We start from the raw sequence: 5,015 nt of genomic DNA, 5'->3' as shown, positions 1-5,015 counted from the left end.
GCAGGCGACCAGCTCCTGCCGTCAATCAGCCCGAACCTCGGCGTCTATCCCACAGAACCCGAGGCCGATCCCGTCACCGACTGGCTGACCTCCTGTGAAAAATTCCAGAGCGTGGCACAGACCGATCACCTCGTGCTTGGTGGCCATAAACTGCCCTTCACGGGTCTACCGACACGGCTGGCGCAACTGATCGACAATCACCACGGCGCACTGAAACGCCTGATGAAGCACCTGACGGAACCCCATAGCGCTGGTGAATGTTTCATCCCGCTCTTCAAACGCAATATCAGCGGGGGCGAATACGGTCTGGCCTTGGTCGAGGCGGTCGCCCACCTTAATCACCTGCACCAGGCGGGCCTTGTCACACGGCAACTTCGCGACGATGGCGCATGGGCCTATCAGGTGGCCTAGGCCGCGACCAATCCGTCCAGCGTTGTCACCCCAGCCACTGTCATCGCACAGATCGTGTCTGTCGGAATGGCAGTCCAACGCGCAGCAGTCCCGCACAACGGCTCTGACGCAAGCGAACGTCCGCCGTTATCTAAGACACCCGAGGCATATAGCGACGGTGCGTTGCCCGCGGTCGCATGGCGGTAGGCAAAAAGCGTTTCACCATCGGAGAAAACACACGTGATCTTGATAGGACCATCATCACCGGCAGGTCCGATTTGCGCCAGCGTTGCGCGCATCGCCGCAGCCGGATCAACCTCGAGCCCGTTTGCCAGCAAGGTGAAGAATATCATTTCACTGTCGGTTGTGCCTTGCATCGCCTCGAACAGATGATCGGGGAGTGCGGCCAGCATCCGGCGCCGGATCGTTTTGAAATGCGGGATCTGGCCGTTGTGGCAAAACGACCATTTGCCAAACTTGAACGGATGACAGTTCGCGCGGCTCGTTTCGCCCACAGTGGACGCACGGATATGCGCGATAAAGAGGCGCGAATGCACCATGCGGCACAGGTTTGTCAGATTCTCATCCGCCCACGCCGGCAGCACATCACGGTAAAGACCGGGGGCGGTATCCGCGCCATACCAGCTGATCCCGAAGCCATCACCATTCACGGTCAGCTTGGCTTCATGCGCATGCTGGCTTTGCGCCAGCAACGAATGGGCAGGGCGCACAATGATGTTCTCGAGCGGGATTTCAGGGCCGGTATAGGCCGCGATACGGCACATATCAGTGGCGGCTTTCAATCCGGGCGTGAAGGCGCTTGAGAATGCGGCTTGCGGTGGTTTCACACATGGCGGGCACAATCGCATGGACCAAAGCGGCAAGCGCTGCGGTTCCTAACCAGAACGCAAAGCCAAAAGCAAAACGCATGTGCTGGAAATAGGTCTCATCGACGGTGGCAGGGTGATTCAAGAAAAGGGCGGCGAGCGGGTTTTTGCGGGATGAGGTGTGCGATGCGTCAGACATGAGAGCAGGTTCCTTCAATGCTTTACCGCAAATTATCGAAGTCCTGCTGCACAACGATCCCAAACATGATTGCAAATTATATCAATATTGGGATAAAATCCCAACTATGGGCCATTCACTAGACACTTTAGACCGTGCAATTCTACGGATCATTCAAACTGATGCAACGCTGTCGGTCGATGACGTCAGCGATGCTGTGAACCTGTCGCGCAACGCCTGTTGGCGGCGGATCAAAGCGCTGGAGCAATCCGGCGTCATCAAAGGGCGTGTCGCATTGGTCGACCCCGCCAGCGTCGGGGTACCACTGACAGTCATGGTCATGATCCGCACCAACGCCCATGATGCGGACTGGATGAAACGCTTCCAAGCGACGCTGCACAGTTTTCCGGAAGTCGTCGGCGCCTACCGGATGACGGGTGATCTTGACTACGTCTTGCGGGTGCGTGTTGCAGACGTCCCAGCCTATGACGCCTTCTACAAACGGCTGACTTCACGGATTTCTGTCTCGGATATCTCGGCCAGTTTCGTTATGGAGGAAATCAAGGAAACAACCGCGGTGCCGCTATGACCAAGACAACCATGGAAATTGAGACCTCGGCCGAACTGCTGGAAGCTGACATTCTGCCAAAGTGCCGCGAAATCCACACCAACCCTGACGCCAAACCCGTCACAGGGGATAAAACGCCCAAAGCGCTCAAAACCCCCAATGCCCCCAAAAGCGCGGCACAATGGGCGTATGAGCGCATCATCATGTATATCCAGAACTTTGAAGCGCAGCTGGACAACGATCACGAGGTCGGACTGGGCCTTGCGGGCGGCAACACCGGTGTCATCAAGATCGAGGGCTTGGGGTACTACGACCCCGATATCGTCACCTATTACGGCATCGACGACAGTGGCGCGCGCACCCAGCTGATCCAGCATGTCAGCCAGCTGAATGTGACCTTGGTCGCAAGCCCCAAACACATTGACCAGCCCGAACCCACAAGGATTGGCTTTCAACTGGCCACAGCTTTGGATAACGACGCAGATGTGACGACCTGACCGCGTGACAGCGCGAAATGAATCGGCTATGCGAACAATGCAAAGATAACGAAGGAGCCGTACGATGGCTGAACACAAGCACGGTGAAATGGATATCACTGCTCAGGAAAAAGCCTTTGAGGGTTTCATGAGCATGACAACGAAGGCAACGATCGGCATTATCGTTTTCCTGATCTTCCTCGCGCTCATCGCGGTCTAATTTGACGTGAACCGGCGCGCCTTTCTTGTCGGCCTGCCACTGGCACTTTCAGCCTGCACCGCGCAAGAAGTGTGGGCGCCTGACGATGTTGTGTCGCGGGCAATTTACCGTAAGCCTGGCCGCAAATACCTGACCCTTTATACCATGAAGAATGTGGGCTCCGGCAACGGCGCCCATAGCGCATTGCTGATCAACGCGAGCCAGAGGGTGCTGTTTGACCCTGCCGGCTCTTTCAGGCAAGACGTGATGCCCGAACGCAATGACGTGCTTTTCGGTGTCACCCCAAGGCTGGAAAAATTCTACGTCAGCTTCCACGCACGCGAGACATATTATGTCGTTGGACAAACGGTGGAAGTAGCGCCCGATGTTGCGGAACAGGCGCTCAACCTCGCCCTTGTCTCTGGCCCTGTCCCGCAAGCGAGCTGTGCCCGTGTCACGTCACGCATGCTGCGACAGCTTCCGGGTTTTGGCGGAATCCGTCAAACTTGGGGGCCGGGCAGGATCAGAGAAGATTTCGCCAAGCTCCCCGGTGTCACCACGCTTGAGTACCGCGAAAACGATGCTGACGACAAAACTCTTGCTCTGGAAGAGATCACTGCCATTCTCAGAGGGCAGCAGTGATCCCGATCCCTGCGTAAAGCGTGAATGCGCCCGCGAAGATCGCCCATAGCACGCTACGCGTCCAAAGCCCGGCCGTGACAGTCGCAAGCGCCGCCAACATCCGCACCGGATCAAACTGCCCGTCGGTTGCCGCCGGCCACAGCACCAACGGTGCCACCATCGCGGGCAGCACCGCAACAGGCGTATAGCGCAGCAGGCGCAGCACAAACTGCGGCATCGGACGGTCACCAATCAGGCCGAGGAACGAGAACCGGATCAGAAACGTCCCGATCCCCATCAGCGCGATAATCGTCCAGATTTCAGCCGTCGCATAATTCATGACGCACGCTTCTCCAGCCAAACCTCGACCAAAGCGCCTGTCAGCATCGCCGACCCCGCAGCAATCAACAAACCTGTTCCCGAAGGCAGCCCCACCAGCAACAGCCCCACAGAAACCGATACCGCCGCCGCCGCGGCATGCGCCAGCGATTTCACCATAGGTGCGACCAATGCCAGAAACATGATGGGCATAATGAAATCAAGCGCCCAAGCATCCGAGATCGACTTGCCTGCCACAACGCCCACATATGTCATCAAAATCCACAGCGGCGTGATCGGTGTGGCCGCCCCGATAAAATAGGCGAACCGTTCCGGGACGGTCATCGCGGGACGCGCTTCATAGCGCGCGATCGACAGCAGATAGGGCTGATCAAAATTCAGGTAGGCGACACAGGCCCGCTGCCACAAAGGGGCAGCACCCAGATAGGGCACCAGTGACGCCGAATACATCGCCATCCGCAGGTTTACCGCCAACGCCGCCAGCAAAACAAAGGCAATGCTCGCGTTTTCAACCATCATCTGCAGCGCCGCAAACTGCGACGCGCCTGCAATGACCAGCACAGAAAAACCCATGACCTGCGCCAGGCTCAGCCCCGCATCGGTGGCAACCACACCAAACACCATGGCAAATGGCGCGGCGACCAGAATGAATGGCGCGCCGTCGCGCAGCCCGGCCCAATAGGCCGATGTTGCAGGTGTTTTCATGGTAGAAGTCGTCATGGCTTTGCCCTAGCCTCGCGCGGGTTACATCTGCCTTTACCCATGCGCACAGGAAATGACAATTGGCACAGAACCACGATACCTCTGGCTACCTGATCGCCCCTGATCCGGCTGCGGCGCGCCTGACGCGCGCGGTCACCGGCACAGATCAGACGGGCGCGCGCGTTGCACTCAACGTGGTCGAAGAACGCCCGCTGACCATCTTTCTCAATTCCCAGGAAATCGTCACCGCCATGACGATCGGTGACTATCCCGCCTATCTGGCCCTTGGTTTTCTGCGCAATCAGGGCATGTTGCGCGCGCATGATGTGATCAAAGGTGTGGACTACGACGAAGAGCTTGAAACCGTCGTGGTCCGGACCGAAGCGCAAACAAGCTATGAGGATAAACTCAAGAAAAAGACCCGCACCAGCGGCTGCGCTGTCGGCACGGTCTTCGGTGACATGATGGAAGGGCTTGAAGGTGTCATCCTGCCACCCGTCCAGATCCGCACGTCCGATCTTTATGCGCTGGCCGCACAGATCAACCGCACTCCGTCGCTCTACCTCGAGGCAGGCGCAATCCATGGCACGATCTTGTGTCAGGGCAACCGCCCGCTGGTCTACATGGAGGATGTGGGCCGCCACAACGCCGTCGATAAAATCGCAGGCTGGATGCTCTCCGAAGGGGTCAGCGCTGCTGACAAAATTCTCTACAC

At 57.9% G+C, this 5,015-nt stretch carries 9 protein-coding genes and 2 pseudogenes; 7 read left to right on the top strand and 4 right to left on the bottom strand.

From position 1 onward, the window contains the following. Positions 1-411 (top strand): annotated as a pseudogene (locus VGP75_RS07295) (MBL fold metallo-hydrolase); the annotation flags it as partial. Here VGP75_RS07295 and VGP75_RS07290 read toward each other — a convergent pair. Further along, positions 408-1,175: a class II glutamine amidotransferase gene (locus VGP75_RS07290; RefSeq protein WP_327543024.1), complete on the bottom strand. Its 768-nt coding sequence runs from the start codon at positions 1,173-1,175 to the stop codon at positions 408-410. The pseudogene VGP75_RS07295 and the gene VGP75_RS07290 overlap by 4 nt on opposite strands. Before the next feature lies 1 nt (position 1,176). Continuing rightward, a complete protein-coding gene (locus VGP75_RS07285; protein ID WP_327543023.1) occupies positions 1,177-1,416 on the bottom strand; it encodes a DUF6356 family protein in 240 nt (79 codons plus the stop codon). Between VGP75_RS07285 and VGP75_RS20600 the strand changes: the two are divergent. From VGP75_RS20600 to VGP75_RS07265, 5 genes and pseudogenes are all read left to right on the top strand, one after another. After that, positions 1,415-1,666 (top strand): annotated as a pseudogene (locus tag VGP75_RS20600) (Lrp/AsnC family transcriptional regulator); the annotation flags it as partial. The gene VGP75_RS07285 and the pseudogene VGP75_RS20600 sit on opposite strands and share 2 nt — an antisense overlap. 102 nt (positions 1,667-1,768) lie before the next feature. Then, positions 1,769-1,984, top strand: coding sequence for an Lrp/AsnC ligand binding domain-containing protein (locus tag VGP75_RS20595; protein ID WP_414727785.1), 216 nt, complete (start codon positions 1,769-1,771; stop codon positions 1,982-1,984). Further along, a complete protein-coding gene (locus tag VGP75_RS07275) occupies positions 1,981-2,460 on the top strand; it encodes a DUF6173 family protein (protein WP_327543021.1) in 480 nt (159 codons plus the stop codon). Before VGP75_RS20595 ends, VGP75_RS07275 begins: the two co-directional genes overlap by 4 nt. Before the next feature lie 64 nt (positions 2,461-2,524). Further along, a complete protein-coding gene (locus tag VGP75_RS07270; RefSeq protein WP_327543020.1) occupies positions 2,525-2,659 on the top strand; it encodes an aa3-type cytochrome c oxidase subunit IV in 135 nt (44 codons plus the stop codon). Between the two features lie 6 nt (positions 2,660-2,665). Then, positions 2,666-3,280: a hypothetical protein gene (locus VGP75_RS07265; protein ID WP_327543019.1), complete on the top strand. Its 615-nt coding sequence runs from the start codon at positions 2,666-2,668 to the stop codon at positions 3,278-3,280. On the opposite strand, the gene VGP75_RS07260 is transcribed toward VGP75_RS07265, so the two are convergent. Together VGP75_RS07260 and VGP75_RS07255 are read right to left on the bottom strand one after the other, a co-directional pair. Continuing rightward, positions 3,264-3,599, bottom strand: a complete 336-nt coding sequence (locus tag VGP75_RS07260; protein WP_327543018.1) for a branched-chain amino acid transport AzlD family protein — start codon at positions 3,597-3,599, stop codon at positions 3,264-3,266. The two genes, VGP75_RS07265 and VGP75_RS07260, sit on opposite strands and share 17 nt — an antisense overlap. Further along, positions 3,596-4,318 carry an AzlC family ABC transporter permease gene (locus tag VGP75_RS07255; protein WP_327543017.1) on the bottom strand — a complete coding sequence of 241 codons (723 nt, stop codon included), beginning with the start codon at positions 4,316-4,318 and terminating at the stop codon, positions 3,596-3,598. Before VGP75_RS07255 ends, VGP75_RS07260 begins: the two co-directional genes overlap by 4 nt. A 62-nt stretch (positions 4,319-4,380) precedes the next feature. On the opposite strand from VGP75_RS07255, the gene VGP75_RS07250 reads away from it, so the two are divergent. After that, positions 4,381-5,015, top strand: a 635-nt coding sequence (locus tag VGP75_RS07250) for a formate dehydrogenase accessory sulfurtransferase FdhD (RefSeq protein ID WP_327543016.1), incomplete at its 3' end; no start/stop codon positions are given.

Source organism: Yoonia sp. (assembly GCF_036007805.1).
Classification (GTDB): Bacteria; Pseudomonadota; Alphaproteobacteria; order Rhodobacterales; family Rhodobacteraceae; genus Yoonia.
The sequence above is the reverse complement of the archived record's forward strand: the minus strand, read 5'-3'. Positions and strand labels throughout refer to the sequence as shown.

Coding starts and splice junctions, on each gene's coding strand:
- VGP75_RS07290 (WP_327543024.1), bottom strand. CDS start 1,175: ATGTGCCGTATCGCGGCCTATACCGGCCCTGAAATCCCGCTCGAGAAC.
- VGP75_RS07285 (WP_327543023.1), bottom strand. CDS start 1,416: ATGTCTGACGCATCGCACACCTCATCCCGCAAAAACCCGCTCGCCGCC.
- VGP75_RS20595 (WP_414727785.1), top strand. CDS start 1,769: ATGAAACGCTTCCAAGCGACGCTGCACAGTTTTCCGGAAGTCGTCGGC.
- VGP75_RS07275 (WP_327543021.1), top strand. CDS start 1,981: ATGACCAAGACAACCATGGAAATTGAGACCTCGGCCGAACTGCTGGAA.
- VGP75_RS07270 (WP_327543020.1), top strand. CDS start 2,525: ATGGCTGAACACAAGCACGGTGAAATGGATATCACTGCTCAGGAAAAA.
- VGP75_RS07260 (WP_327543018.1), bottom strand. CDS start 3,599: ATGAATTATGCGACGGCTGAAATCTGGACGATTATCGCGCTGATGGGG.
- VGP75_RS07255 (WP_327543017.1), bottom strand. CDS start 4,318: ATGACGACTTCTACCATGAAAACACCTGCAACATCGGCCTATTGGGCC.